Source organism: Thermovirga sp., from assembly GCA_012523215.1.
Classification (GTDB): domain Bacteria; phylum Synergistota; class Synergistia; order Synergistales; family Thermovirgaceae; genus 58-81.
The window spans coordinates 1-2,016 of sequence record JAAYIZ010000171.1 but is presented as its reverse complement, the minus strand read 5'-3'; the positions used below and the strand labels follow the sequence as shown (position 1 = coordinate 2,016).

General features: G+C 62.4%; 3 protein-coding genes. 2 read left to right on the top strand and 1 reads right to left on the bottom strand.

The features are described 5' to 3' along the window. Positions 1-196: galactosyldiacylglycerol synthase (locus GX108_04860; protein NLO56369.1), on the top strand; the 196-nt coding region annotated here is incomplete at its 5' end. A gap of 146 nt (positions 197-342) precedes the next feature. Further along, a complete protein-coding gene (locus GX108_04855; GenBank protein NLO56368.1) occupies positions 343-1,302 on the top strand; it encodes a threonine/serine dehydratase in 960 nt (319 codons plus the stop codon). A 51-nt stretch (positions 1,303-1,353) separates the two neighbouring features. Here GX108_04855 and GX108_04850 read toward each other — a convergent pair. Next, positions 1,354-2,016, bottom strand: a 663-nt coding sequence (locus tag GX108_04850) for a hypothetical protein (GenBank protein ID NLO56367.1), incomplete at its 5' end; no start/stop codon positions are given.

The window sequence follows — 2,016 nt, the reverse complement described above, 5'->3', positions numbered from 1 at the left end:
GCGCAACAGCGATTACCTCCTCGATCGGGGGGCGGCCAGGACCCTCTACGACTACCGGCTCGCCGCCGAAAAAGCCGAGAACCTTCATTCTTCCCGCGAGGAGAGGGATCGCCTCCTGGGGGCGGCGAAAAGAATAGCCCGGCCGCTGGCGGGGAGGGACATCGTCAGGAAGATTATGGAAATCGTAGGTCAGTAAAAGACAAGGCTTCGATGCTCTTTTTTGGGGTTGTTTTTCATACCCGTCACTTACCGCTACCGCCAAGGCCCTTGAAGGTCCTTTTCGTGTATCATCGATGGTGAGGTTCTTTTTCGGAGGTGTTGATTTTGAAGATAGACCCCCAGATGACCGATGTCCTTCTGGCTGCCCGCTTTCTCCAGGGGAGGATTCGCCGCACCCCGACGGAGCGATCGGAGCTCTTGAGCAGGCTCACCGGGGGCGAGGTGTTCCTGAAGTGGGAGAACCAGCAGATCTGCGGCTCCTTCAAGATCCGCGGCGCCCTGAACAAGATGTACAGCCTCACCGCTGAGGAAAGGGGCAGGGGTGTGGTGACAGCCTCCAGCGGCAACCACGCCCAGGGTGTCGCCATGGCGGCCCGGGCCCTCTCTACCAGGGCCGTGATATGCGTCCCCGGCGTCTGTCCTGAAACGAAGCAGGCAGCCATCAGGAGGCTGGGTGGCGACAAGGTGGAACTGAAGGTTACGGGCCATTTCTACGACGATGCCGAGGATGAGGCCCATCGTCTCCAGCAGGAGCAGGGAATGACCTATATATCCTCCCACGCGGATCACTACGTCATCAGCGGGGCAGGAACCCTGGGCCTGGAGATGATCATGGACGAACCGGAACTGGACATGATCATCGTCCCTGCCGGCGGTGGAGGGCTGATAAACGGTGTCGCCATCGCAGTGAAGGCCCTCAATCCCGACACCCGGATATGGGGGGTCCAGTCCGTGGCGTCGAACCCCTTCGTGGTCTCCTGGCCGGGAGGGAAGGTCCTCGAGGTGGCCTACCAGGATTCCCTGGCCGACGGGCTCACGGGTTTGATACCCCAGAGCCTGCTGGACCTCGCCAAGAAGAAGGTGACCGGATTCGTGGACGTCGAGGAGGCGGATATAGCGAAGGCCATAGCCTTCCTCCACTCCAATCACCACCAGGTGGTCGAGGGTTCGGGGGCCGTGGGGGTGTCGGCCGTCATGACCGGCAGGATCCCCGTGAAGGGTTTGCGGGTGGGTGTGGTCATTTCCGGAGGCAATATAGATCATCCCCGCCTCCTGGAGATCTTGAAAGAATATACAGATTGAGAAGACTCGCTGTTTCACGTGAAACAGGGGCGCCACGGGCGCCCCTGTTTTTTATTCCCCGGTGCTTTCCCCCGTCGGGATGCTGATCGTCACCTTGTGGCCCCTATCATCCTGCCGGGTCTGGCCAACGCCGTCGGATTCCGCCATGGGCCGGACGGCTCCCTGGGGAGGCGCGACCCTGAAGCAGGTGAAGAGGGGATTGGACCAGGTCCCTTCCACTCGGAAACTGCTCTCTCGGAAGTCCTGCTTCCCCAGCCCCCCCACTACCCCGCCGATGAGCCCTTCCAGGATGGCCTCGGGCGAAGCGGAGCCCGCGACGGCCAGCCCCTGGATGGCGCCCAGCAGTGTATTCAGGGCCTGCACGTTGACGAGGCCGGAGCAGTAGAGGTTGAGGTTGCCGCCGGGCCCGGCCGCCCCGTCGACGGTGAGGTAGCGGTAAAGGGCGTCGTCACCATGGGCGGTGGCCCGGCTTCCCGGGAGGAGGGTCACGACGTTGCCGTCGACTTTGAAGTTGGCATCGATCATCCTGTAGCGTAGGGAGGACACACCGTAAGCCGAGGAGATGGCCTTGATGGCCTTGAAGCCCGATATCTCCCCCTCGGCGGCAGTGAGGTTCCCCCCGCCCGTCACGAGGACGTGTTTTCCGAAGGCTCCCGAAAGGTTCAGGTCGAGGTCGCCCCTCCCGGTGATCCTGCCCTCCAGGTCGGTGACGGC